19 protein-coding genes and 5 pseudogenes are annotated in these 25,392 nt (G+C 45.3%); 3 read left to right on the forward strand and 21 right to left on the reverse strand.

Translation table 11 applies throughout. The features are described from left to right. On the reverse strand, positions 1-418 hold a 418-nt coding region (locus C4F37_RS24190), incomplete at its 3' end, for a pyridoxal-dependent decarboxylase (protein ID WP_044869807.1). 361 nt (positions 419-779) lie between these two features. After that, a pseudogene (locus tag C4F37_RS24200) lies at positions 780-1,937 on the reverse strand (M16 family metallopeptidase); the annotation flags it as partial. A 19-nt stretch (positions 1,938-1,956) separates the two neighbouring features. On the opposite strand from C4F37_RS24200, the gene C4F37_RS27430 reads away from it, so the two are divergent. Beyond that, on the forward strand, positions 1,957-2,082 hold the full coding sequence (locus C4F37_RS27430) for a hypothetical protein (protein ID WP_122083086.1): 126 nt from the start codon (positions 1,957-1,959) through the stop codon (positions 2,080-2,082). Here C4F37_RS27430 and C4F37_RS24205 read toward each other — a convergent pair. The 19 genes and pseudogenes from C4F37_RS24205 to sad form a co-directional block, all read right to left on the reverse strand. Continuing rightward, positions 2,048-3,205, reverse strand: coding sequence for an anaerobic sulfatase maturase (locus C4F37_RS24205; RefSeq protein ID WP_001296071.1), 1,158 nt, complete (start codon positions 3,203-3,205; stop codon positions 2,048-2,050). The genes C4F37_RS27430 and C4F37_RS24205 overlap by 35 nt on opposite strands. A 51-nt stretch (positions 3,206-3,256) precedes the next feature. Next, positions 3,257-4,939 carry a sulfatase-like hydrolase/transferase gene (locus tag C4F37_RS24210; RefSeq protein ID WP_001296072.1) on the reverse strand — a complete coding sequence of 561 codons (1,683 nt, stop codon included), beginning with the start codon at positions 4,937-4,939 and terminating at the stop codon, positions 3,257-3,259. Positions 4,940-5,340: 401 nt separating this feature from the next. Continuing rightward, positions 5,341-6,102, reverse strand: coding sequence for an acid stress response transcriptional regulator YdeO (ydeO, locus tag C4F37_RS24215; RefSeq protein WP_000060473.1), 762 nt, complete (start codon positions 6,100-6,102; stop codon positions 5,341-5,343). Positions 6,103-6,177: 75 nt separating this feature from the next. Next, the gene (gene safA / locus C4F37_RS24220) at positions 6,178-6,375 is read right to left on the reverse strand and encodes a two-component system connector SafA (RefSeq protein ID WP_001445447.1); all 198 of its coding nucleotides are present in this window, start codon (positions 6,373-6,375) and stop codon (positions 6,178-6,180) included. A 247-nt stretch (positions 6,376-6,622) separates the two neighbouring features. Continuing rightward, a complete protein-coding gene (ydeP, locus tag C4F37_RS24225; protein ID WP_000726723.1) occupies positions 6,623-8,902 on the reverse strand; it encodes an acid resistance putative oxidoreductase YdeP in 2,280 nt (759 codons plus the stop codon). 338 nt (positions 8,903-9,240) lie between these two features. Then, complete coding sequence (locus C4F37_RS24230; protein WP_000520591.1) at positions 9,241-10,155, reverse strand: fimbrial protein; 915 nt, start codon at positions 10,153-10,155, stop codon at positions 9,241-9,243. A gap of 59 nt (positions 10,156-10,214) precedes the next feature. After that, positions 10,215-10,718 carry a fimbrial protein gene (locus C4F37_RS24235; RefSeq protein ID WP_000825470.1) on the reverse strand — a complete coding sequence of 168 codons (504 nt, stop codon included), beginning with the start codon at positions 10,716-10,718 and terminating at the stop codon, positions 10,215-10,217. 12 nt (positions 10,719-10,730) lie between these two features. After that, positions 10,731-11,261: a fimbrial protein gene (locus C4F37_RS24240; RefSeq protein ID WP_001538757.1), complete on the reverse strand. Its 531-nt coding sequence runs from the start codon at positions 11,259-11,261 to the stop codon at positions 10,731-10,733. A 13-nt stretch (positions 11,262-11,274) separates the two neighbouring features. After that, complete coding sequence (locus C4F37_RS24245) at positions 11,275-13,926, reverse strand: fimbria/pilus outer membrane usher protein (RefSeq protein ID WP_001773917.1); 2,652 nt, start codon at positions 13,924-13,926, stop codon at positions 11,275-11,277. A gap of 41 nt (positions 13,927-13,967) precedes the next feature. After that, positions 13,968-14,679 (reverse strand): annotated as a pseudogene (locus C4F37_RS24250) (fimbria/pilus periplasmic chaperone). A 361-nt stretch (positions 14,680-15,040) separates the two neighbouring features. Beyond that, positions 15,041-15,604: a type 1 fimbrial major subunit FimA gene (gene fimA / locus C4F37_RS24255; RefSeq protein WP_001296074.1), complete on the reverse strand. Its 564-nt coding sequence runs from the start codon at positions 15,602-15,604 to the stop codon at positions 15,041-15,043. A 432-nt stretch (positions 15,605-16,036) separates the two neighbouring features. Beyond that, positions 16,037-16,303, reverse strand: a pseudogene (locus tag C4F37_RS24260) (helix-turn-helix domain-containing protein); the annotation flags it as partial. A gap of 270 nt (positions 16,304-16,573) precedes the next feature. Next, positions 16,574-16,975, reverse strand: a pseudogene (gene hipA, locus C4F37_RS24270) (type II toxin-antitoxin system serine/threonine protein kinase toxin HipA); the annotation flags it as partial. A gap of 64 nt (positions 16,976-17,039) precedes the next feature. Then, positions 17,040-17,954, reverse strand: a complete 915-nt coding sequence (locus C4F37_RS24275) for a bestrophin family protein (RefSeq protein WP_001306069.1) — start codon at positions 17,952-17,954, stop codon at positions 17,040-17,042. A gap of 196 nt (positions 17,955-18,150) precedes the next feature. After that, positions 18,151-19,602 (reverse strand): tagaturonate reductase, encoded by a 1,452-nt coding sequence (uxaB, locus tag C4F37_RS24285; protein ID WP_000854633.1) that lies wholly within the window; start codon positions 19,600-19,602, stop codon positions 18,151-18,153. 226 nt (positions 19,603-19,828) lie between these two features. Then, on the reverse strand, positions 19,829-21,247 hold the full coding sequence (locus C4F37_RS24295; RefSeq protein ID WP_001773920.1) for a sensor domain-containing diguanylate cyclase: 1,419 nt from the start codon (positions 21,245-21,247) through the stop codon (positions 19,829-19,831). Positions 21,248-21,385: 138 nt separating this feature from the next. Beyond that, positions 21,386-21,745, reverse strand: coding sequence for a DUF4186 domain-containing protein (locus C4F37_RS24305; RefSeq protein WP_001773921.1), 360 nt, complete (start codon positions 21,743-21,745; stop codon positions 21,386-21,388). Further along, entirely contained in the window at positions 21,745-22,671 is a 927-nt protein-coding gene (gene glsB, locus C4F37_RS24310; protein WP_000257409.1) for a glutaminase B, read from the reverse strand. Before glsB ends, C4F37_RS24305 begins: the two co-directional genes overlap by 1 nt. Positions 22,672-22,734: 63 nt before the next feature. Further along, the gene (gene sad, locus C4F37_RS24315) at positions 22,735-24,123 is read right to left on the reverse strand and encodes a succinate-semialdehyde dehydrogenase (protein ID WP_001538764.1); all 1,389 of its coding nucleotides are present in this window, start codon (positions 24,121-24,123) and stop codon (positions 22,735-22,737) included. Between the two features lie 100 nt (positions 24,124-24,223). Between sad and ptrR the strand changes: the two genes are divergently transcribed. Both ptrR and yneK read left to right on the forward strand, forming a co-directional pair. Next, positions 24,224-25,105 (forward strand): putrescine utilization regulator PtrR, encoded by an 882-nt coding sequence (gene ptrR, locus C4F37_RS24320; protein ID WP_000366517.1) that lies wholly within the window; start codon positions 24,224-24,226, stop codon positions 25,103-25,105. 77 nt (positions 25,106-25,182) lie between these two features. Further along, positions 25,183-25,284, forward strand: a pseudogene (gene yneK, locus C4F37_RS24325) (putative protein YneK); the annotation flags it as partial. Positions 25,285-25,392: the final 108 nt, after the last annotated feature.

The raw sequence follows: 25,392 nt of genomic DNA on the forward strand, positions 1-25,392 counted from the left end.
GCCATTTCATCGCCATCCCGCCGAGCATACAGGCCTCGGAAGAACCAATGGTGTTGGTGCCAACGGCCTGACCATTTTTCGGTGCAGGCGCATGCCACAGATCGGCAACCATGTTTACGCAACGCAGATCGATTGCTGCAGATTGCGGATATTCTTCTTTGTCGATCCAGTTTTTGTTAATGGATAAATCCATCAACTTATGGACATTATCGTCGTCCCAGGTCTGGCAGAAAGTGGCCAGGTTCTGACGAGCGTTGCCATCAAGATATAATTCATCATTGATAATCTGGAATGCGACATCATCACGCATTTCGTGCAGCGGAAAACGTTTTGATTCTGCGATAGTGGAAATAGACTTCGCACCAAAACGTGAATCGAGTAGTTCCGACCTTAAATCCGTTACTTGCTTCTTATCCATTTTAAACTCCTTAAAATGATTGGATCGCATTAAAAAAGTAGGATTTATCGATAAAGTAAGCAAGTGCAAAGGACTCGGTTTTAAATAACAAAATCCTAATGTTATTTATCGCGAGATATTGCGTGAATAATGTATTTTTATTAAAAAACAACATAATAGAGAATTCTGTGTGGAGGTAAGGTGTTTTATGTTGTTATTTTATGTGTTTTCTATCGTCTCCTGAATTATCACGTAAAAATCAGACCTTATAATATCATTATTAGTACACGGTTATTTACTTTGAACACATTTATAAAATTATTACATAAAAATAGCGAATATTGATAAAATCCCCGCCAACGATGTGTTGACGGGGCTGTGATTATTTTGGCAATAATACTCCGGTATACGTATTCACCGGATGAGAAAGATATTGTTTAACAGCAGTGTTAACATTCTCTACCGTCATTTGTTTCAACAATTGCTCCTGCTCAATCCATGCTGCAGGATCGTCATATTGAATAAGACTATTTACAATGGTGTTCGCTAATTGTTGAACGCTACGCTGTTGGATATCGAGGCTGCGCTGAACGTTTTGCTGGTATTCGTTCAGTTCTTGCTCACTGATCCCTTTGGCCAGACGCTTAACCATCACTTCATTCGCTAACGTTAACAGTTCATCATGTCGTTCTGGTTGACAAGTAAAAGCCAGCAAATGACTGATATCTTTGGCCTGAGGATCAACCGAGAGGCGAGAAGAAACGCTGTATGCCCCAGATGCCTGTTCACGAATATTAATGCGTAGATCTTTTGCCAGTGCGACGTTAAAAGCATCGAGCGCCATACGCGTCGCCAGATTAACAGGTGTCCGGGAATTATAACGCTTCCACTGTGAAACCTGTGCCACTGGTTCATTTTGTTCTTTTACAGTAACCGATGCGTTGTCCGTCGCGCGAGTTAATGGTTTACCTGCGGCTAATGGCGAATCAGAGTGTTTGATAGATCCTAAGTAACGCGTAATTAACGCCACGAGTTTGTCTTCTGCGACATTACCGACAATGACAAACGTGATATCCGCTGGAGATGAAAACAACTGGCGATCGGCAGCCAGCGCATCTGCGGCAGTAAACTGTGCAATCTGATTTTCTTGCGGTAATTTCGTGCGGTCATCGGCATAGCGCGTCTCATACATCTGCTGGGCGAATTTCTCCGCTGGACGCTGGTCGAGCGTTTTCAACGCCTGAATTTGAGCATTTTGCAGCGATGCCCAAATATTGTCGTTAATCGTGCTGTGGGTGATTCGCTGGTTAATCAACTGGAAACCAGGTTCAGGGTTATTAGTCCGCGCGCTAACGGAGAGCAACGTATTCATGCCACTGACTTTACTGCTCATGGTTACCGAGTTTTCCGCACTCCAGCGTTTCAGGCTGGAAGAGGAGAGTTCACCAACGCCGCTTCCGCTTACTGCTTTATTAGCCAGCGCGATAAGTGATTTTTGCTGCGCAGGGAAACTTAAATCGCCTTTATTAGATACGGCAATATTTTCGCAAAGGAAGATGATGAAGACGAAACACCCGACAGGAATTTATGTCGGGTGCCTTGTTAAGGTCATAAGAAGGAGGCTAAGAATGGAGCTAAGGGGGAGCGTTATTAATTATTCTCCATTTGTTTTGCAACATCCATAATGTGGTAAAGCGGTACTCTGTTCTTAGCTAACTCTACCATGGCGTTCATATAAGGTACCATGGTTGAAAAAAGGATTTTATAACCTTCGCAAAAATAGGAAACAGTCTCATTGTTTACTTTAGTAATACGATGCTTAGGGCAACCACCATTGCAGATAGGTTTATATACACATTGCTGACATTTCGCTGAAATCCGTTTTTTTTGCGCTGTCAGTTGTACACTGTTCATCGTTTTGAGTTCCGATTTATTAATGTTTCCAATTTTGTACTGTGGATAGACAAAATGGTCGCATTCGTAAATGTCTCCATTACTTTCAACAACCAGATTATCCTTGCAGGACTCCTGGAAAATACAACTGGTATGCCCATTCCCCAAAAAACGGCTGACAAAGCTTTCAAACTGACGGATGAAAATTTCACCCACATCGTTTTTAACCCATTGCATAAAAATGGTTGACATAAACTTGCCATAAGCCGTGGGAGGCACAGAAAAATCAATGATACGGAATGTGTTCTCACTATGACCACTGAAATCAATATTCGGCGTCCCGGTTTCGAGCAATTCGATAAATTGCATATGTTTACTGCCGATAGATTTTAAAAAATGATAAACCTCAAGAGGGTAATGGACATTAATGTTATTAATGACGGTTAACGTATTAAACTCTATTTGATATGATTTCAGACGCTCGATGGCTGCTATCACTTTTGCAAAAGTACCGTTACCTGAATTACTGCGTCTGTAGCGGTCATGTAGTTCTTGGGGTCCATCGATCGAGATACCAACCAGAAACTCATGTTCTTTGAGAAAGGCACACCATTCATTATTCAATAAAATGCCATTCGTTTGTAATGCATTAAAAATTCGTTTTTGGCCTGCATAGCGTTGTTGATAGTGAATAACTTTACGGAAAAAATCCAGGCCAGCCAGAGTGGGTTCACCGCCTTGCCAGGTAAAATAGACCTGATTGCCAGACGCTGCGATATATTGTTTGATGAACTCTTTCAGAGTGCTGTCATCCATCCATTTTTCATGAGTAAACTGCGACTCTTTTTCAAGGTAAAAACAGTAATCACATTTGAGATTACATTGAAAACTGGAGGGCTTGGCTGTAACGTGCATCGCTATCTCGCTCAATAAGGCGGCGGAAAAATCCGCCGCATGAAGGTTTAGTTATTTCGCTTCGCTTAATGCTTTCTTGATATTGTTAAACTTCTCCTGATTTACCTCGCTAAGCGGTGGCTGGCTGTTATCGATAAACTCTCTTACCACGCCTTGCATCTCTTTAACGACCTGCGGATTGGCGGCGGCAAGGTTATCTTTTTGCTGTAGATCCGTCAGTTTGTATAGACCTAACTGATTATTTTCTACTGTATAGACGAGCGAATAATCGTTATTTCTCACCGTATAAGAGAATTGGCTTAAGTCCTCGGTGTTGGGGTTATGCGGGTAATCGTCTGACTGATGGCGGACAAATTTGTGGTAATTATCCCAGAATGGAATGTTTTCCTCATCAAACCAGTGAGAATAAGATGTTATCCAGGTCAGATTTTTATGTGGCTCGCCTTGTTTCTTATTTTGCAACCAGGGCAGCAAGGAAACGCCATCCAGCTTAAGGTCTTTTGGAATGCTGATATCGGCTGCATCAAGAGCTGTCGGGTAGAAATCCATTGCGGAAATCAGCTTGTCATAATTACCGGGTTGAAGTTTTCCTTTCCACCACATAAACATTGGGGTGTGAGTACCGCCAGGATAGGTCTGACTCTTATAGCCTTTTTGCGCCCCGTTCAGCGGCAGAGGACCATCGATAACTGCACCATTATCGGAGGTAAAGAGAATAATTGTATTGTCATACTGTCCGTTTTTCTTCAGTTGTTCGAGAATGCGTTTTACACCCTGATCAACAGAATAAACGGAAGCGTAGTAATTATCTGCTGTTTGACTGCCGGTATTAAATTGCTTCTGATATTGCTCCGGAGCAGGATTATCATTTGGCAGATGCGGAGCATTATAAGCCAGGTAAAGCATAAAAGGCTGGTCAAGTGTTTTGGCACGATCAACAACGCCAATTGCCTCATCGGTTAACTGATCGCTGATATAACCTTTTGCGGGGACGCGTTCACGGTTTTTGAACAGTGAAGGGGAGTTGTAATATGCCGTTCCCGCAGCATGGAATCCCATAAAGTAATCAAAGCCACGGTTTTGCGGTTGCCATTCTTCCGCAGAAAAGGTAGTGAAGTTGTCATGATAGTCACGCGTTTGTTTATCTTCCGGCACTGGCACATTACTGATTTTTGACAAGTGCCATTTACCTACTGCTGCAGTGTAATAACCATGATTCTGGAATAATTCAGGCAAGAAAGTTTCTGTTAGCGGAATACCATCCTGAGCATCAGTATTGGAATAGACACCAAAGCGGGCGGGCGCTCGACCGGTCATTATTGCGGCGCGGGACGGGCCGGAAACACCGTGCGCCACATAGCCGTTAGTAAAACGTACGCCTTCATCCATTAATGAAAGGAGCGTCGGCGTTGATTTTTGCGCAGCTTCAATGGCTTTATCTATCCCTATTTTGTAGGTATCGACAACTTCACGATTTTCCATTGTTTTTGGGTCAAAAGATCCCTTATCAAAAGGAAGTTGTCCATAACCAAGATCATCCATGGTCAGTACGATAATATTTGGCTTTCCTTTGGTACTGTATTCAGTCGGCGTAAAGTCTGAGAAAGCAACGTTTGTTTTGGTTGCTTTCAGCTTTACATCATCTGCCGCATGAGCAGCAAATGCAGCCATACCAGATGCCAGTATCAAAGATATCGAGGTACTTACGACACTTTTCTTTAATGCAGACTTCATAAATGTTCCTCTTCTTATTGTACTTAATTCCAAAGTAATTTTACGAAGAGAAATAAGTTAATGTAAGTGAAGTTAGTCACATAAATAGATAGCAAATTTAGCTAAAAAAAGGGAAATAACAGTCCATAACGCATTGACATTACTTTCTGTTCTACTAAGTAATTTCTCGCCGATAAACAACTAATCTATTGATATTTAATAAATTATTGTATTTTACTGCCAAAATGCCGAACTGAGATCATAAATAATCATGCAACAGGTTATGCAAATGCATAAATATGTGATGACTGTCACTTATTTATTTCAAGAAATATATCGCCTAAAAACAACGCGGGGCAGGGAATGGCTGCCCCATTTAATTCTTACGCAGCGTGTGTGGTTGACTACTCGTTAGCAAATAATCAAATAGCTAAAGCATTCATCGTGTTGTCCGTGTTCATACCCGTGTGCCTTTGACAACGGTACTCCTTAGAAACTCTCTTCGGACTGTTGCCGAAATGTTTGCGGAACGCATAAATAAAATAAGATGTACTCGCATAACCACATTGTTCGGCAATTTTATTGACTGAACCTTCTACGCGTATCAAATTTTTTGCGTGCTGCATTCTGGCATCTAAAAGAATCTGTGAGAATGTCGTTTGCTCTTGCTTTAGTTTTTTCTTCAACAGGCTTTCACTGATGTACAGGCAGTCACAAATATCTTTCAGCTTCCATGGGTGCGCCAGCTTCATGTTGACAATATTTCTCACTTTCCCGGAAACGGATAGCACACCGTTAGTTAATAGTGTAATGAAACCTTTGCATGCGGCAAAAATAGACAGGCAAGAAAAAAGCAAAAGTTCTGAAAAATTATGATGATTGCGTTCTTCCGAGTTGAGATAAGCAATCATTTCATTAAGCAATCCAGTCGGTACATTTGAAGCACGTAAAAACTTCGCAGGAACAGGCACCGTCACTGTCTGGATGTTAGTGCATTGTAGATATTTTTTAATGGTATTTTCATTAAATCCGATTTCTTTAAAATGCCGCTCATAAGGTTCAAAATGCGTACGAACAGCGTTATCTACCATCAGGATCTCGCCGTCAGAGAAGGCGTAATCTTTATCTAAAATGTTAGCGTTGAAGGCATGATGAATAAATATAACAGAACAAACGAGCGACATTTTATCTCCTTAAAACAATAAAGTTTTTATCGATACTTTTTTAACATTTCATATTTATAATTTGCTGTTTATTTTTCAGTCTTGCAAACTATTGATAATGAAATGTGTAAGATCCCTTGCAATGCGACCCATTTCTGAAATACCCAGCTGATTAATTGCCGAAAAAATGGCTATCAATGTAAGGGTCAGTAATAAGACAACCACAATTACAGACATGATCCCTTTATAGTTGTCTCTTTGCGTGATTTTATTTTTCACTATGGTCGCATGCATTTCAAATGTGTTTATTAAACGAATGACGTTAAGCATCGTTAATCAGTATGCTTAATATAACAGGCTGGAGAATAGAGGAAATAGGACGGGTACTTCAGTACTGAGCGGAGTTTCTTACAGCTGTAGGCAGAAGTTTATATCTTATAGTGTGTGGTTTAATTTAATCCATGTGAGCAAATTGCGCGATAATAGTCAATGAGGAATTCTTCTGCTGTGCGGATGACAGCAGAAGAAATGAGGAGGCGAATTAATTTGATGGTTCTAATTCAACCGGAATACTTTTATAGCCAGGAATGCCACTTAATGGATCGTGGTTATCAAGTGTTAGCATGTGATTCGATTCTGGAAAATAGGTCACCAGTGAGCGGTCAGCCATAGGGTAAATGACCACTTTTAATCTATCCATGCGGCGTGAGCTACGTTTACCGTCTGGCGTGAGTGCAATAAGATTAACTCTTTCGCCGTTTTTTACACGGCAAATTTTAGCTTGTTTAGCACTCATAAAGACCACATCTCGTTGACCGAATACCCCTCGATAGCGATCATCCATACCATAAATCGTCGTGTTGTACTGATCGTGACTGCGTACTGTCGCCATGACCAGCTTACTGTTAAACGCTGAAGAGGGATCTTCTAACAGCCCTTTACTGGTAATGAAATTAGCCTTACCTGACGACGTCATCCAGCGCCTTTCAGCTGCTGCGTTTATCAGGTGAAAACCACCAGGATGACGGATGCGCTGGTTATAGTCGGCAAACTCTGGAAGCACAGCTTCAATGTCATTGCGAATGCGATCATAATCTTCCACCAGATACTCCCAGGCTACCACGCTCTGGGGTAGTGCTGCTTGCGCGATTCCCGCGACCACTGCACACTCTGATTTCAGCATTACACCGGCGGGTTTTAACACACCACGCGAGGCATGAATCATCGACATTGAATCTTCAACGGTTACCGCCTGCGCACCGCTTTTTTGCATGTCAATCTCGCTACGTCCCAGAACCGGCAGAATATAGCTATGCCGTGCGGTCAGCAGATGAGAGCGGTTAAGCTTAGTGGCTACGTGTACCGCCAGATCTAATTGCGTTAACGGTACAGCGCTCGCTTCCCGATCTGGCATTGCCAGTGCAAAGTTGCCCCCCATGCAGATCAATGCTCGAGCTTGCCCCGTACATATAGCTTGCATGCTGGCGATTGCAGCATGTCCAGGTGCATGAGGTGGGGTGAAGCCATAGCGCTCACACAGGCGATCCAGAAACTCTGCAGACGGTTTCTCGGTGATACCGACGGTTCGGTCGCCCTGTACATTAGAGTGACCTCGTAGTGGGCAGATACCCGCACCAGGCTTGCCAATGTTACCTTTCATCAACAGCAGATTGACCAGTTGCTGTACGTTCTGGGTACCATGTTCGTGCTGAGTGATCCCCATTCCGTAACAGATAATAGTTCGTTCGGCAGCGGCATATGCATCAGCAAGTTCGGCGATTTGTGTCTGACTTAGTCCAGAAATACGTTCGATATCTTTCCACTCGGAATTGAGCACGTCACGGCGTAGCTCGTCAAAGCCGACGGTATGCGTTTGAATAAATTCGTCATCCAGCAATGAGGGCCGACCTGCGGCGCTTGCAGCATCATCGCGCTCAATTAACAGGCGCATCATCCCCTTGAGCAATGCCATATCGCCACCAATGCGCACGTTATAGTAGGCACTGGCCAACTGAGTCTCAGAGTTCGTCAGCATTTCAAACGGGTTTTGCGGTGCGGTAAATCGCTCCAGGCCACGTTCCTGTAGAGGATTGATGGCGATCATTTTCGCTCCCCGTTTCACTAAAGCGCGCAACGAAGTCAGCATGCGAGGGTGGTTTGTACCAGGGTTATGCCCAATGCAAATGACTAAATCGCATTTCTCAAAGTCTTCCAGCAACACGGTCCCTTTACCCACACCGATACTCGCTGCCAATCCCACACTGGTCGGTTCATGGCACATGTTGGAGCAGTCGGGAAAGTTATTGCTCCCGTATTCACGGGCAAAAAGCTGATAAAGAAAGGCAGCTTCATTGGAAGTGCGCCCCGAAGTATAGAATTCAACCTGATTGGGATCACTATAGCTTTGAAGGCGAGCGCCAATTTCGTCGAAAGCTTGTTGCCAGCTTAATGGCTTGTAACAGTCGCTGACGTCATCATATTTCAAAGGCTGAGTGAGACGTCCCGCAGCCTCAAGCTCGTGATCTCCCCAGGTAAGTAATGATTGAACCGTATTCTCAGCAAAGAAAGAGGCATTTACCTGCTTATCTGTGACTTCCCAGGCGATTGCTTTTGCGCCGTTTTCACAAATGTCGAATGACGCACTGTGCTTAGGATCTGGCCATGCACATCCCGGACAGTCAAAGCCCTCTGGCTTATTCATGTCAAACATGGCAATAACATCCTGGCGTATATCCATCTGCTTACGTACTGCATTCGCTACGGATTTAACAGCACCCCAACCACCGGCAGCTCCCTGGTAGGATTCAATTTTTTTCTTCATCTGCTTATCCTGTGTGGAAATGAATTATTAGGATTTGTAATAGCGATGATGCAAAGTATATACAAAGGGTTTATCGTCAACATGAATATATAAGAGTAGGGGACTACTCTCTTACTATTTTTACTCTATTATCGTTAAATAATAGAGTAGTATAAATACGATAAGTTAAGCATCATCTCTCATAGGGTTTAAGTTAACATAATTCTCAATATAAAAAATAAGACTCTGGCTTCAATTGTGCGCGGATTTTCTTACAAGTGTAGGATAATAGCCTTCACAAAATAATTATCCGCGCAATTTTCATGAATGGAGCGCATAGACTAATGTCAAAATCACAATTATTCATAGATAAAAGTGACACCAATGACTGACTGGACGGCTCCGGCTGCAACCTTGTTTCCTGTTTGTCCATAGGTTGCGCTTAAACCCAGAGGTACTTTGCTTTTATTTACTGTCCCCAGGGAGACATTTTCTCCTGTTGCCAGTGTTTTTCCATTACGCATCAGAGAGACACCCACGCCCGATGCTTTTGTTGCATCTGGTGCTGTGTTAGCAAACACTTGTCGGGCACTGTCAGTGGTGGCACCCGAAAGATAAAATGAGAGCTTTTGTTCGCTAGAGCAATATACACCAAGGGGTATTTCTGCGCTTCCAGGAAAGTCCGGGAGATTCACGGTGACATTACGACTATCAACGGTGCAACCGCCTGTTGGCATAACAACACTGTTATTTGAAATAATATTCCACGTAAAATTACGCGGATTTCCGCTTCCTAACGTGGCAATTTTATACATATGAATACGGGCAATAACTTCCCCTGCTTTTATGACAACTCCACCAGCCGCTCCGACTGGGGTAATATAGAGTTTTAACGGTAATGGCATCGGTGTCTTATCACCAATATCCAATACGTTGGTATTTGTCGTCAACGGGAAAGGGTAGGTCACATTATTCCAGTACAGTGATCCTTTATATGACTGTAGGGAGCCTGCGAAAGCTGATCCTTGTACCAGGTTTATATGATCAGTGTCGTACCAGCCGCCGTAATCATTCCAGCAACTTATATGCTGAGACAAGTCTACAACCAGATTCTGGCCCGGTTGTATTACAGGATCGAGATTAACATAAACAGAGGTTGTACCTGCTCCAATACTTGACCCGCCATCGACATTACAACTGAAGGCAAAAACTTTGCCTGCAATTAATAGAAGATAAATACCGAACAGGACCTTTATACTGAATGTTTTACCCATGATATATCCTAAGGTTAAAAAATTGATTTAAAAAGGAGGAAAATAAAATCAAATTGATGTTATTGCCAGGTATAGATCACATTGATTAGCGCCTCGATCGTACCCTGGCTTGCGTTTCCATTCACCGTGATAGCTCTTGCCTTAAGTGGAAACTGTGCATTACGAGTGATCTCATCAACAATAACCGTTTTGCTATCGCCATTTTTTAACGTCGCATCCTGGTCATCCCTTAGCTCTATCTGAATATTTTCGGCAGTACCTTCATTTTTGTAATAACCCGTATTGTCAGTTGAACCTGTCACGATTGCCGTCACTGTACTTGTTTCAATCGGACAATCGGTTAATGACAAAGTAATATTGTGCCAGCCAGATGCAGAACCAGGTTGTTGCAGATTGCGTGTATAAAGATCCCCGAGATTAACGTTAGCTTCTTTGGTTTGAATAGTGCATGGTTTAGCGACTACCCGACCATTAACAGTGATAGTGACATCGGCGGCCTGGAGAGTTGCTGTGAATAATGTGCAAAACGTAGCTAACAGGAACCTCTTGTGAAGTCTTTTCATATCTGACTCTGATTATTGAAATTCAAGGGTAAAGGTTGCCGAAGCGCTCACCAGTCCAGGATTGACGGACTTCTGAGTTGACTTCAAACGAGCGGAGTAAGGCAAAATATTGTTCTGATCTGGTACCAATGGGATCCACTGCATCCCGGCATGAAGGTCATTCAATTTCACCGGACGCATATTTCCGTCCAGTATTTCTATACCCAAACCGGAGGCCGTATTGCTTCCTTCATCTAGTTTCAACAGAGTATTATTTTCTGCATCCTCAATACCGTTAAATGCAACCCGAACTTCCGTTGTCCCTTTGCTGCATTCACTTAATGTAATCTGAAAAGGGACGACTGGACTTGTGCTACCGGTCGTTGGAAATTGTCTGGCACTGTTTTTTTGGAGATCTACGGTAAAATTAAGCGAATCCGATGAGACTGTGCAGCCATAATCGAGGACGCGCCCGCTAATTTTAATAACACTATCTGCGGATAAAGCAGAATAGGTGGTTAACCCCAGACATAAACCGAGGAAAATAATGTTATTGTATTTCATAATCTATTGTTCCTTAGCGACAGATTGCTGTCTGCTGGTTCAGCAAGGTTCCAGGAGAGACTACAGGAAGCTTGTAATCGACAATACAGTTTGAGTTTTTATCATTGCCCCATGAAACCTGTAATTTCCCTGACTGTGGAAGTCCAGTCAGATAAACCTGACCATTTTCCGCGACAATGCTGCCATTTTTATTCTCTCCGTGAGTGACAATTGCACCGAATGGAACGCTTTTATTACCGTACTTCAACGTCATTAATACTTTCCCGCCGATTTGTGCATTAAATGTTGCTCTGGCAATAGCACCGTGAGTTGGGATGACAGTGACTACGGTTTCATCCAGTTCAACATTATCTGCAAGGGAATTCGCGTTAAGAGCGACACGATTTTCTCTATATTCTGTCGCAAATGGTAATATGGCATAGCCACGCCAGTCGGTATGAATTCCGGTCTGGTTCTCTATTTTGACATTATCAGCGCCAGTAGCCTTAACCAGAACCATTGTGTCGCCCAGCGGCTGTCCAAAGGTGATGCCATCAGCATGAGCAATAATCCCACCACTCATTCCGTAATAAATCTGGCTGCTGTCACCACTCCGACTGTAACCGACATTCGTATTAGCGTAAGCTCCACGATAATTAAGAGAACTGTAACCACTGGTGCCAGACGATGTATTACCCCCTTGGGTGTTACCGACCTGAACGCTATAATTCAGGTTATTATCCGGCAGCAGAGTGCCATAAACCCCTGATAGGTTGGTCATGCCGCCTTTCAAATCGTTTGACATACTGTAACTGGCGTTTGAATTACGAAATGCCGACTGACTGTCTGTACGCATCCAATGACTAAAGGGAACATTAAGCGTAAAAGCGAGTAAATGATCCCGATCGTTTTGCCATATATTATTGGAATAGCTGTAATTCAGTGAAGTCGTAATATCACCAAACGGCACATTTAATCCAAATGATATTTGCTGGTCGCTGCGTGACGTGTTCCAGTAACTTTGGCGACTGGCACTGAAAAATGTCGTACCGTAATTTCCAAGCTGCTGAGAGATGCTTATTTGTTCCTGACCACGCTTACTGTAGAACAGATTAAAATAATCAATAAATAGTGTCTGCTCACTGGTGTCTCCGGTAGGAGGCTTGACGGTGTAACCACTCATTCGACTGTATGCACTGTCGGATAAGTTATAAAAACCTTGCGTAGAATAGCGATATCCTGCGACCTGGATATTGGTTCCCGTCTGGTAGAAGGATTTGCTGTAGACGGATTTAACCGATTGTCCGCTGTGACGGGTGTCATCTGCAAGTGTCGTATTGGCCTGCGTAATATCGAAAGAAAAGGCACCAAAAAGTCCTAAATCTTTACCAATACCAAGGTTGAAGGCCTGATAATCTTCTGCAATTTGCATTCCGCCATAAGGTGTCCAGTTTCCTTTCAGACCATGCATCAAGCTTGCTTGTACGAACTTGGGGGTGCTTTGCAGGTTATTTCCACTACGATATTCCCCCATGGCAAGTGCATAACGCGTATATCCAGCACGTTGGAGAACCGGAACAGACGAATAAGGAACATATAATGTCTGAATACTGCCGTCTGCCTCTTTTATGGTTACTTGCAGATCACCACCATTGGCCGCAGAGTTGATATCATCAATAGTAAAAGGGCCGGGTGGGACAGTAGTCTGATAAACATCGTATCCATTCTGTTTTACACTCACTTGTGCGGTGCCACGAGCAATACCATGAATCACCGGAGCGAAACCATGTTGGCTATCGGGCAACATCGCTTCTGTTGAATTTATTTTAAGGCCACGAAAGTTCACACTGTCAAAAATATCGCCATCGGTATAACTATCACCCACTGTTAACCGTGAGCGTAACGGAATAATGTCACGTTCAGCCGACGTATTGATATGCTGCCATTTATTGCTGTCAGATGAATTGCTACTCCCACTGTTATAACTCCACGTTGAGTTATCGCGCAGTCGCCAACTACCAATGTTGATGCCACTCTGTAAATTCAAATATGCATAGTTGGATTTTCCTGCATTATGGTTACTACGGTTATTAATAGAATTACCATTAAAACTATAGTTTAGTAGCCCGGCATTTATTCCTTCTTCCCACAGATCAGGAGAAACATAGCCGCGAGCCATTCTGCCGACATATATTTGCGGAACGGAGAGTGACAGATGTTGCTGACCAGCATCAAACTCAGATGATGCGTCAGCCAAACGATCCTGAAGTGGTGTGCATGCGCTGTTGTCCGGCACATGTTTTTCTGCCGAATGTTCCTTGCTGTCTAATAATGCTGATTTTTTTATGCCAAGACTGACAAGAAGGTCTGTACTCAGGCATGGGATGAGATCTGCGTTATTATCATCTGCAATAAAAGTAATATCCCGACTAGCCATAAATTCGTCGTTCAAATAAATGTCGACCCGATATGTACCAGGTGGGGCCTCGCGTCCCTTAGTAAAGGCAGATAAATCGACAGATTCAGCAAGGTCATTGCTTAAAAACCGTGGATTAAAATAATACTCTGCGTCAACGGGAAAAACCGCAGTTGCTAAGCCAAGGGCAAAGGTAAGCCGTGCAAAGCGAGGCAGTATTAACACCTGATGCATACGATATGCCTTAAATGCGGCACGAAAGGCTGTCATTTTTAATCCCGATTGAGTTTATTATTAATTAGGTCACTGGCTTACTGCATGGTTGCCTTAATACGCGGAGTTAATGCACCGTAATCATTGATTGTCTGAAAACTGATATCCCCGGTTACAGCATGCGGGATATCCACCGATACTTCACCTTTTGGCGGCACCATGGTGTTTGGGAGATTGCTATTTCCTGCTTTCATATTTGTTACGGTAATGAAGTAGGGCGTTGGATTAATAAGAGTGAATTTGCTACCGCTGCGACGAAACCGAAGCATTGCAGGCGCTTCTTCAGGTGCCATTGCCAGATGCGTGGGGCGATAAAACATTTTTATGCGGCTAATAATTGCCAGCTGTAATGTATTCTCATTCTTCTGGTCTTTTTCCATAGCAGGGATAGCTTTAACATTAACCCAGAACAGGCTTTCACGGTCGCCTGGTAACTGATGATTAGTGGCGTTGATTATCCGAAGCGTATTCTCTTTTTTTACCTTGCATGGAAAAAAGCGGTGGGGTAATGACAAACTGGGTATCTTTCTGGTCACCCGCATTTTCTATCCATGACTGAATGAGATAGACACTGGCAGGATCATTATTCGTGACAGGCAATAAAACCTGTTTCTGGTTTGCCGGATAAATTACCCGCGTCGCACCAAGTGCGACAGCTGCGTTGGCAATGGTGCTATGGCAAGCAAAGAGCAATAAAAGTAACACTGTCGCCATAAAGGAAACAGAGTAGGGGGTACGCGTAGTTTGCATCTGATGCATTCTCCATGTGTTAAGAGGATAAGCGGGGAAACCGTTACATCAGACAATCGGTAAATATTGCTAATACATTGGCGAGTCGCCGGGTTTCCAGACTTAATGCGTTTGTAATAAATGTTGGTTCTCTTTTGATAGGAAAACCTTGCTACCAAGTAAATATTTTAAATAACAGCAAGTTTAACTACTGTTGTTTATTGATCGTTTAGATATTATGTGATTTTTCATACCGCTCCAAAATACAAACCATTTTTCATTAATAATGAGATGAACATTGGTGAATTTCTCGGGTGTGCGTAGCCATGCCACACACACCCTGTTTCAATTTCAGATGACGCATAGTCACCTTAAGAGTGAATTATAGATATTGAACTTTGAAGGTCGCATCAGCGTTTGCAGTACCAGCTACTGACTGCCCGAGAGCAATATAACGAGCCTGGAACGGCAGTATATTCGTGCCATCAATCAAGTCAGTTTTAGCGCTAAAAGTAGCACCATCAAGTACTAATACCTCCCCTGTACGGTCCAAAATTTGGATACCGACATTTTGGGCAGAGCCTGCCGCTGAACTCTGCAGCGCTAATGTATCGTCATTACTGGTGACAGTAGTACCCAGGAATGCAACAGCTGCATTACTGGAAACATTGGTATCACAATCATTCAGCTTGATATTGAAGCCAACGGCGGAGCTGAGGTCACCCGCTTTAGCCAGGCGAGAAGAACGGACCTGACCCAGCTCAACCGTTTGGTTCATTGATTCTGAATCAATCGCACAAGCGGCATTTACCACTTCACCTTTAAAATGAATAACACCGCCATTAACAGTGGTCGTTACTGATTCATCACCCTCGGCTGCGCTTACCGCAGCAGACGACATCGCCAACACAGAAACGACAATAATACCGACATGTTTGAGTTTCATAATTCTCCAAAATTTATATTTAAGTAGCTGAATAAAGAGAGTTAACAATTGAGTTATTCTGTTATTGCTTATAAAACAAGAATCATTCTTGATTGGATATTGCCCTAAGAATATAGTTTCCATGGTTATTACATTTCACGAAGAACGATAATATCTTTAAATTACAAGGACACCTATTCACAACAGGTTTATTGCTGCACTTGTTGTAGAGAGTATTTGTAAAAATATTTTATGTCGCTAAATAACATGACGATTTCATTATGCATGTTATTTATAAACAGCGACTAAACAGAATATTATTGCGAACAAGGGAAGTGTCAGGAAAGGTCAAGAGGTACTAATAGTTTATATGGCTATAAACATTAGCTATGGTTAATATTTGCCTGGTGAAACTAACACAGAATTGCTCTAAACAGATAAGTGCAGGGTTTATTAAAGCTGACCGACAGACTTTTTTAACCTGGTAATATCTCTCTTAGGTGACTCTCCAAACATCCGCGAATATTCCCGACTGAAATGGGATAAGCTTTCGTAACCGACAACATAGGCTGCAGTGGTGACATCGTAATGTTCATTCAGCATCAGTCGCCTGGCTTCATTGAGGCGTAGCCATTTCTGATACCGGAGTGGACTCATTCCCGCAAGCTGTCTGAAGTGTTGATGAAAAGAGGGGGTGTTCATTTGCACGCGGTTTGCCAGCCTGACTCTTCAACGCAGGGAAGATGCGGCAAACGGCAAACCTGCATACCAGCCAGCCTATATCCGGTATGCACAGGCCAATCATGAAAGAGGAGAGGCTTTATGTTCTGGAACCCTGAAGTAATAACGACGACCGGAAAATCGCTTCGCATCACTCAAATTAAATTTAACATAATATACATTATGCGCACCAACATAAACCAAGGGAGAATCCAGTCGTTGGCGGTTCATGATTGTTCTGCTCATTAACAACGACCAAAACCCCATATCTTACTTAATACCGTATTCTCGGCTTAACCGACCGTGCAACCTCAACACATTGGTTTCAACTGCCGTCACCACGTTCTCCGGAAAATCTGTCGGTAATGAAGTCTTCACGTTATCCAGTGCTGCCGGAATCATTCTGGCAAAGTCACTCAGGATTTCATGCATCTGCACTTCCGGGAATTTCAGCACCTTTGCTGTCGCCAGAAAATGTCGCGGATAAATTTTATCGATTGCCGTTTTTTTGCCTTTGGATGCGTTAAGCCCCATTGCCAGTTTGAGATCGCTGATGTGTATTCCCGTACCGCCAAGGACCGGAAATGCCGAAATGATGTCATAAAATGGTGTGAGCCGATAACTGCCGCCAGCCTGAATAAATACGGAGAAGTTTTTTGCATGGCCATCTGTTAACGGACAGATATTGCTGGCATTTCCGCGTCTGTTTATTGTTGCCCGCCGTACGGAGTAATTATCACGTCAGCTGGTAATGGCGATCGGGAAGAATTTTCGCTGGAATTTCTGCTTCATCGTTCATCTGTAACAGGTCAATTTCAATAGCGTTGCAGATGGCATCCAGCGGTAAATCATTGTTTTCAGTACCGAAGGGATCTTCCAGTTCTTCCGCCAGACAATCCAGCGAAATAAAAGTGTAGGAAATCAGCACAGAGATAAAAGGCGTCATGTAATGCAGATCCACGACCAGCGCGAACGGCAGCATGATACAAAACAGATAAACGGTACGATGCAAAATCAGGGTGTAGGCAAAGGGAATTGGCGTGTAGGCAATGCGCTCGCAGCCTGCCAGAACTGCTGAAATATCATTAAGCCGATCGTTGAGGCTAATAAACAGGATATCTGAAAGCTGCCCATTGCGGCGCTGAACCGCCAACCACTCCCCCATTATTAACAAGATACGGTTAGCTGGAGAGTTCGAAGCCAGTACACGCTGAAGATCTTCCGTCTTGAGATATTGAGCCAGCACTTCCGCCTGTGGTTGTTTGCGTAATGTCATGCGTAAACAGTGAGCGAAGGCGATTTGCAGCCGGGCAAACTCCCTTACACTTGCCGAATCTGGCAATGTCGTTTTTACCTCGCGCAGTAACGACCGTGAGGCAATCATCAACTGCCCCCAAAGTTTTCGCGCTTCAACGTAACGGGCGTACCCGGCATTATTACGAAAACCAAGAAAAATGGCGATGGCGACACCGAGAATGCTGAACGGTGCGAGGGTGAATTTAATGCCCAAATGCGTGTACCAGGGCAGCATGAAAATAACAGCGATCGAAAAGAGAAAATTGAGTAGTAAGCGCGAGGATATCTTGGATAATACTGAACCGTGCCAGACAAAAATACGGCGCAGCCAGTGTTGTTGTGGACGAACAATCATGGTTATCTTCAGGCGTGGAAAAGTCGCCCTATTAAACGTGATTACGATCACATTCTCAAGACACTACTTACAAATTACCTACAAGCTTACAACATTTACAGGTGTGGCATATGGCACCTGTTAATGATAAAGGCACATAGGATGTTGTAACTAATATAGTGAAATAAGAAACCCGGTCGAAACCGGGTTCAGAGTATTAGCACAACGGACGTACAGCTTCGCGCATTCCTTTTTCGAGAATCGCATCCAGGTCATTAGCAACCTGCTCGACCAGACCAGGCACTTGCGTCAGGTCCTGCTCCCAGTGGTCTTTTTCAGCCAACACAATAGCAACCAGTTCCTGGGTGCCGATAACACGGTCACGATGCTGGCTCCAGAGTTGCTGATAACGTTCCAGCCAGTGGGCATCGTCCTGTACCGGATATGTTTCTCCATTACGCTCACCGCGATAAAACGCAATCAATGCTGCTAATGCGAAAGTAAGGCGCGCCGGAAGTGTGCCGTTTGCCTTCTGCCCTGCCAGCAGCTGCGGCAGGATACGGGTGCGGAACTTGGTCATGCCGTTAAGCGCGATAGACAGCAGCTGATGCTTAATGTACGGATTACGGAAACGACCGGTGACTGCACTGGCGAAAGATTCCAGTTCATCACGAGGCAAATCCAGTACCGGAATAATCTCTTCGTAGATGGCTTTTTCAACGAATGCACAAATTTCAGCATCGTTCATCGCTTCACCTACGGTATCCAGCCCTGCCTGGAACGCCACCGGCACCAGCGCGGTGTGCGCACCGTTGAGTATTGCCACTTTGCGTTCTTTATACGGTTTAATATCGTCAACAATCAGCACGTTGAGCGGATATTTGTCCAGACGCAGTTCAGTCGCTAAGGATTTCGGCCCCTGAATCACAAACAGGTAAAAGTGTTCAGCGGTGTCGAGGAAACCATCGTGATAACCCAGTTCTTCTTCCAGTTTAGCCACTTCATCACGCGGATAGCCGGTAACGATACGGTCCACCAGCGTAGAACAGAAGCTGTTAGCCTGATCCAGCCATTGAATAAATGCTTCTGGCAGTGCCCACTCTTGCGCATAGCGCAGCACCAGTTCACGCAACGCGTCGCCATTGTAGTCGATCAACTCACACGGGATGATGATCCAACCTTTATCCAGCGCACCGTTGAAATGGCTAAAACGTTCGAACAGCAGACGGGTCAGTTTTGCCGGATAACTTACCGCTGGCGCGTCATCGAATTTATCGCCCGCATGGTAGCTGATACCCGCTTCGGTGGTGTTAGAGAAAACAAAGCGCATTTCCGGGTTGTGCGCCAGTTTCAGGAATTCATCGTATTCACTGTAGACGCTGATTTCACGATTAACAGAGCGAATCAGGCGCGCGTCGCTGACCGCTTCACCCTTCTCATTCAGGCCACGGATAATGGTGGTATAAAGACCATCCTGCGTGCTCAGTGACGGCGGGAATGAAGTTTCAATCGGACGAACAACGACCACGCCAGAATTCAGATCGGTGTGCTCATTCAGGAGATCGATTTGCCAGTCAACAAAGGCGCGCAGGAAGTTACCTTCACCAAACTGAATGATACGTTCTGGATACTGTGCACCGGGAAAATCGCGACGATTTAGTGTTTTCACAATGGGTTCCCTTCTGATTAGTCATACAACCTGTTTGAATTGGTACGACAGGTTAGCAAACTTTAATACGCCGAACCCCTGTTTTGATCAACTCCTGATGATTAATGAGCAGTTTTATGAGAAAAATGTGGCGCGGATCATGGTTTGATCGAGGAAACAGGCCTTTTCTTGGATCATAAAGTGGTAGAACATATTGCATTTAATTCGCTCTGAGTAAATAAAGATGTCAGACAACTTCCTCACCGTAACGCATAGTGCTGGTACGGTTGCGCCCATCTTTCTTCGAGCGATACAGACACGTATCGGCTTCGACCATCAATTTATTAAAGTCATCAGTCAGCGTTCGGTACGATGCGCAACCACTACCGACGCCAATACTTACCGTGAGATAAAGCGTTTTTTGTTGCCAGGTGAACGGTTGAAGTTCAACGCCTTTACGGATTTTTTCCGCCATTAGCAGGCCATCGACAGGATTCACCGACGGCACTGCAACAGCAAATTCTTCGCCGCCCATTCGCGCCACCAGCCCCTTATCACCGACAATCTTCTGAATATGCTGGGCAAACACGCTTAACACTTTATCGCCACATTCATGTCCATAGTTATCGTTAATGCTTTTGAAATAGTCGATATCAAGCAGCATGACCGTCAGATGTTGTGTCTGTTTCAGCGATGGACTTTTCAGCGCCTCATAAAGACCGGACCGTGAGTAAACCTGAGTCAGAAAATCAAAGTCGGCTCGCAGCGCAACTTGCTTCATTAGCGAATTGATCGCTGCCACGCTAAAGGAAACCATAATTGGGCATATCGCCATCGTGGCAATACCGAGACGTGCGGAGAACATTTGCGGAATGGAGAACGGCGAACCGACCGAGATATCAATCACCGAATTTGCCACCAGTACGACTTCCACCGCACCGGTGACAAAGGTCAACAGACATGTTACCTGCGGCGTATAGCGCACTGCACACCAGATTAATGCAGGGAGCGGAAACGCCAGACTCCCCGCTCCGCCAATGACTACCGAGGCAATAACCGACACAATAAGCGCGATAGCAGGCATCATCTGCTCTGCTTTAAAGCGCGGCAGTACTCCAGGAATTGCCAACGTCAGCATACAAGGCACGATCAACACGCCCGTTGAGAATTGCTCACTAAACCAGTCGGCAAGCAAAGGCCAGAAATCCAGACTATCAATACTGACCGAACCAATCGCCCCGACAATAGCGCATAATAATGCGGCAAGCAGACAGTAATTAAATAGCCGTAAGGCACTTACTGGCTCATACTTATTTTTTCCCAGACGCTTATCCCGCGCGACCAGTAAGGCGACGGTAACAATAAGCATCATATTGGAGAAATTGATAGCCAGTGAAACCAGCCCCCATTCGGTGGTTATGGCATCATAAACCAGCATCGCCACATAACTGATCGCATAGTAATGCAGTCGATTAAGCCAGACATAGCGGGCAAACACCCCCGCCATTACGCCATTCAGCGGCCAGAAAAGAGAAAGTTCGTGAACCAGTCGTAACTCTGCACCAATAAAATAGAACAGCGTGGTTAGCACAAAAATAGCGATGCTATTACGTAGCAGATGACCTTCCTGGAACAAACGGAAAGTTGAAATGGGCTGTACATGCATTAATTATCTGTCCATACAATTGCGGGTGGCAATTATCTCAACGCAATAAGTAAATTCTTAGAAAGGATAGCATGTTCGCTGACAACGGCGGCAACTAAAGATACCTAATGAATGCCATTTTATCGATTTCCGTAATTATCATGGCTGATTCATCTGTATAACCAGCCAGTGGTAGATTACCGTCACAATATAACGTTGTTGCTCCTCACTTAACGCTTCCCCCTGAGGAATGTTATGCCACTTAGCCAGACAACCGCGACAACAGGTCGCGGTGGCGTGTTGAGCGATAAAAACCGGATGCCCGCGCATGGGGGTTTGCTTACCGTCGTTAGCCGGTAATGCCGGAGCAAGACGTTTAGCGACTAAATCCGCCGCATGTTGTTCAATGACTGGCGCGCCTTTCTCCAGACAATACTGACGCTCTTTCACACCCAAACGAAAGCGAGAGCGAAATTTTGAACGGGATAAACGCGCGAAGAGTGGATCGAGAGACTGCATTAATAAACTGAACGCCCTAATTGTTTCGTCAATTGTTCAAGGACTGCAATGCCCGCAAGCGAGTTACCGGCATCATCCAGTTCCGGACTCCAGACTGCGATGGCCATTTCATGCGGAACAATCGCCACAATACCGCCACCAACGCCAGATTTTGCCGGTAGTCCCACCCGCCAGGCAAACTCCCCCGCGTTCTGGTACATACCGCTGGTCGCCATCAGCGCGTTAATTTGCCGCGCCTGCATTGGCGTCACCACAGGTTCATCAATATGAATAGCTTTCCCCTGATTCGCCAGAAAGACAAACGTCCGGGCCAGCTCTACACAGCTCATTTTCAGAGCGCAGTAATGAAAGTAGTTTTGCAGAACGGTTGTCACGTCATGATGGAAATTGCCAAACGACTTCATCAGCCAGGCGATAGCCGCATTTCGCGCGGAATGTTCAAATTCGGAACGCGCTACCACCGTATCGTAGGAAATATCAGACACACCACTTAAGCCGCGCACGACTTCCAGCATACGTTGCCGAGGTGCGCTTAATCGCCCTTGCAACATATCGCAGACCACCAGCGCACCGGCATTAATAAACGGATTACGCGGAATACCCTGCTCCATTTCCAGTTGCACTAAAGAATTGAATGGTGATCCAGACGGATCTTTGCCGACGCGTTGCCAGATTTCCTCTTCGGAGTAATGACGCATGGCGACAACGAGACTCAGCACTTTGGAAATAGACTGAATGGAAAAACGTTCTTGCGCGTCTCCGGCCTGAAAAAGCTGTCCGTCAACGGTACAGATAGCAATCCCCAATCGGGAACCGTCTACCGTAGCCAGCGCCGGAATATAATCCGCGACTTTACCCTGACCAATGAGCGGCCGCACTTGCCGCAAGATGTTTTCTAAAATTGCATTATCCATGGCGACTGCCACTTTCTACTCCTGGACCGCAGGTCTGAAAAGACCTGCGAGTATATCAGAGCTGAATATGTAGCGTCAGATCCGGTCTTTCCACACCGTCTGGATATTACAGAATTCGTGTAAGCCGAAATGGGAAAGCTCACGCCCAAAGCCACTCTTCTTCACGCCACCAAAGGCGACTCGCGCATCGCTGGCACAATAACCATTGATAAACACCCCACCGCATTCCAGACGTGCCGCCATCTGTCTGGCCTGTGTTTCGTCGGTGGTGAAAATGGTCGCTGAAAGGCCGAACTCACTATCATTAGCCAGTTCCAGCGCATGTTCTGCATCTTTCGCAGTGGTGATTGCCGCAACGGGGCCAAACATTTCTTCCCGAAACGCGGTCATTTCTGGGGTAACATTCGCCAGAACCGTTGGCGGATAGTAGTTACCTGCCCCAGCCATCTTTTCCCCGCCCAGTAACAAACGCGCACCCTGCGCCAGTGTTTTTTCCACCTGATGATGCAGCTCATCACGTAAATCAAAACGAGCCATTGGTCCGAGAGCGTTCTCTTCATCACGGGGATCGCCCATTTTCAAGGCTGCCGCAGCTGCCACAAAACGTTCGGTAAATGCCGAAGCAATTCCCTCTTCGATGATAAAGCGTTTTGCCGCTGCACAAACCTGTCCGGTATTCTGATAACGTCCGGCTACCGCCGTTTTCACCGCCAGTTCCAGATCGGCATCGTTAAGCACAATAAACGGATCCGAACCACCCAGTTCCAGTACGCATTTTTTCAATGCCGCTCCAGCCTGTGCGCCAATAGCCGCTCCAGCACGAACACTTCCGGTCACTGTGACAGCAGCAATGCGCGAGTCTTTAATCATCAGACTGACACCGTCGTTGTCGGCATTCAGCCAGCCATATACGCCTTGTGGGATACCCGCATCTTTAAACACCTGGGCAATGAGCTGTGCACAGCCCATCACATTCGGCGCATGTTTAAGTAAGTAGCCGTTACCAGCAAGAATGATGGGAACAGCGCCACGCATCACCTGCCATAACGGAAAATTCCACGGCATAATCGCCAGAATCGTCCCCAACGGTCGATACTCAATAACCGCCTGCTGATTTTCCACCAGCGTAGGTTCTGCCTTCAGCATTGCCGGACCATGTTCTGCATACCAGTCACACAAATTCGCCGATTTCGCCACTTCAGCGCGCGCCTGGTTGATTGGTTTGCCCATTTCACGGGTGATCATTTGCGCCATTTCTTCGCTACGGGCGCGCAGAGCCTTACCGATATCACGCAGTTTTTCAGCACGATAATCTATATTTGTCTCGCGCCAGTCGCGAAAGCCTGCTGCTGCCAGCTGAAGCGCGTTTTCGATATCGTCAACACCAGCCCACGGCAGCACAGAAAGTTGTTCACCGGTGGCAGGATTTATCGAAATTGCATGAGTTGCCGGAGTAATGGTCATCGGGGTATCTCCTTTATGAGTCATGGTATGAAGATACGCAGATTTACTCTTGCTTTAAAATGAATAATATTAAGCCACTTATTCACGAATCGAGAATGCTATGGATCTGACCCAACTGGAGATGTTCAACGCGGTTGCCGAAGCTGGCAGCATTACCCAGGCTGCAGCAAAAGTGCATCGCGTGCCGTCGAATCTCACTACCCGTCTACGCCAGCTGGAAACAGAACTGGGGGTTGATCTGTTTATTCGCGAGAATCAGCGTTTACGTCTCTCGCCTGCCGGGCATAACTTTTTACGCTATAGCCAACAAATTCTCACGTTAGTGGATGAAGCGCGGAGCGTTGTCGCTGGCGATGAGCCGCAAGGTTTATTTTCTCTGGGATCGCTGGAAAGCACCGCTGCAGTGCGCATTCCGGCCACGCTGGCGGAATTTAACCGTCGTTATCCCAAAATTCAGTTTTCACTTTCCACCGGCCCTTCCGGCACTATGCTGGAAGGTGTGCTGGAGGGAAAACTGAATGCGGCGTTTATTGATGGACCCATTAACCATACTGCCATCGACGGGATACCGGTATACCGCGAGGAACTAATGATCGTCACGCCACAAGGACATGCGCCAGTAACCCGTGCCAGTCAGGTGAATGGCAGTAACATTTATGCCTTCCGCGCCAATTGTTCGTATCGTCGCCACTTCGAAAGCTGGTTTCATGCTGACGGTGCCGCTCCGGGAACTATTCACGAGATGGAGTCTTATCACGGGATGTTGGCCTGTGTGGTCGCAGGAGCAGGCATTGCGCTTATTCCACGCTCAATGCTGGAAAGTATGCCGGGGCATCACCAGGTTGAAGCGTGGCCGTTAGCTGAGCAATGGCGTTGGTTAACAACCTGGCTGGTCTGGCGTCGTGGTGCGAAAACGCGTCCGCTTGAGGCATTTATTCAACTGCTGGATGCGCCTGACTCGGCAAAACAGGGTTACCAATGAGCTATTTTTGATAGTTCATACGGCTAATATGCTCTATATAGTGATGTTCCGATGACTTATGACTATATGGGGCAAATATGGTTACGCCAGTAAGCATCAGCAATTCCATATCTCTTCCTGATGATTTTCCCGTTCGTAATATTGCACCTCAAGTAAAAGAAGAACAGGCCCCCTTCCTGATCGTCATTAAAATGTGATGTTAACAACTCTCTGATGCGTGACAGAACAACCGTCAGAGAGATGGAAATGCGATCCAGATCACAAATGCATTGTATTCACATCATTAA

Origin of the sequence: Escherichia sp. R1 (genome assembly GCF_003000935.1) — a bacterium.
Lineage (GTDB): Bacteria > Pseudomonadota > Gammaproteobacteria > Enterobacterales > Enterobacteriaceae > Escherichia > Escherichia coli.

Excerpts from the sequence above, each read along its gene's own strand:
- C4F37_RS27430 (WP_122083086.1), top strand. The coding sequence starts at position 1,957 with ATGAAGACGAAACACCCGACAGGAATTTATGTCGGGTGCCTTGTTAAG.
- C4F37_RS24205 (WP_001296071.1), bottom strand. The coding sequence starts at position 3,205 with ATGCACGTTACAGCCAAGCCCTCCAGTTTTCAATGTAATCTCAAATGT.
- C4F37_RS24210 (WP_001296072.1), bottom strand. The coding sequence starts at position 4,939 with ATGAAGTCTGCATTAAAGAAAAGTGTCGTAAGTACCTCGATATCTTTG.
- ydeO (WP_000060473.1), bottom strand. The coding sequence starts at position 6,102 with ATGTCGCTCGTTTGTTCTGTTATATTTATTCATCATGCCTTCAACGCT.
- safA (WP_001445447.1), bottom strand. The coding sequence starts at position 6,375 with ATGCATGCGACCATAGTGAAAAATAAAATCACGCAAAGAGACAACTAT.
- ydeP (WP_000726723.1), bottom strand. The coding sequence starts at position 8,902 with ATGAAGAAAAAAATTGAATCCTACCAGGGAGCTGCCGGTGGTTGGGGT.
- C4F37_RS24230 (WP_000520591.1), bottom strand. The coding sequence starts at position 10,155 with ATGGGTAAAACATTCAGTATAAAGGTCCTGTTCGGTATTTATCTTCTA.
- C4F37_RS24235 (WP_000825470.1), bottom strand. The coding sequence starts at position 10,718 with ATGAAAAGACTTCACAAGAGGTTCCTGTTAGCTACGTTTTGCACATTA.
- C4F37_RS24240 (WP_001538757.1), bottom strand. The coding sequence starts at position 11,261 with ATGAAATACAATAACATTATTTTCCTCGGTTTATGTCTGGGGTTAACC.
- C4F37_RS24245 (WP_001773917.1), bottom strand. The coding sequence starts at position 13,926 with ATGACAGCCTTTCGTGCCGCATTTAAGGCATATCGTATGCATCAGGTG.
- fimA (WP_001296074.1), bottom strand. The coding sequence starts at position 15,604 with ATGAAACTCAAACATGTCGGTATTATTGTCGTTTCTGTGTTGGCGATG.
- C4F37_RS24275 (WP_001306069.1), bottom strand. The coding sequence starts at position 17,954 with ATGATTGTTCGTCCACAACAACACTGGCTGCGCCGTATTTTTGTCTGG.
- C4F37_RS24295 (WP_001773920.1), bottom strand. The coding sequence starts at position 21,247 with ATGCATGTACAGCCCATTTCAACTTTCCGTTTGTTCCAGGAAGGTCAT.
- C4F37_RS24305 (WP_001773921.1), bottom strand. The coding sequence starts at position 21,745 with ATGCAGTCTCTCGATCCACTCTTCGCGCGTTTATCCCGTTCAAAATTT.
- sad (WP_001538764.1), bottom strand. The coding sequence starts at position 24,123 with ATGACCATTACTCCGGCAACTCATGCAATTTCGATAAATCCTGCCACC.
- ptrR (WP_000366517.1), top strand. The coding sequence starts at position 24,224 with ATGGATCTGACCCAACTGGAGATGTTCAACGCGGTTGCCGAAGCTGGC.